Below are 455 nucleotides of genomic sequence, written 5' to 3' on the forward strand. Positions count from 1 at the left end.
TTGCCCTCGCCCGCCTCCAGCATCAGCACTTCCAGCTCCCCCAGCGCCAGCTCGCGGCCCACCGCGGCGGCCAGCGCCAGCATCGCGCTGGTCAGCACCACGCTGCGTACCCCGTTGATGTCATCGGCAAAGTCCTGCAGGTGGCTGCCCAGTCGCTCGCGCAACGCCGGGTCCAGGCGGCGTGCATCGTGTCCATCAGCCATGCGCGGCCACCAGGGCACCGGCTTCCATTTCGCTCATCAATACGTCCATCAGGCACAGTCCCTGTTCGCGATCACGTGCATCCACCGGCACCACCGGCAGCCAACGGCCCTGCTGGCCGGTGTGTACGGCGCAGGCCTCCAGATCGAACTGCGGGGCCAGGTCCAGCCGCGACACGCCGATCACCGCCGGCACCTGCGCGGCATGCTGGTGCAGCACCGCCAGGTAGGCGGCGAGTTCGTCAGCGGCGGTGG

At 69.7% G+C, this 455-nt stretch carries 2 pseudogenes; both read right to left on the reverse strand.

Features of this window, described 5'->3' with window-relative positions:
• A pseudogene (locus tag DBR34_RS17510) lies at positions 1-203 on the reverse strand (roadblock/LC7 domain-containing protein); the annotation flags it as partial.
• Positions 196-455: pseudogene (locus tag DBR34_RS23785) on the reverse strand (GTPase); the annotation flags it as partial. The pseudogenes DBR34_RS17510 and DBR34_RS23785, both read right to left, overlap by 8 nt.

It is taken from the genome of Stenotrophomonas sp. HMWF003, from assembly GCF_003061285.1.
Lineage (GTDB): Bacteria > Pseudomonadota > Gammaproteobacteria > Xanthomonadales > Xanthomonadaceae > Stenotrophomonas > Stenotrophomonas maltophilia_AP.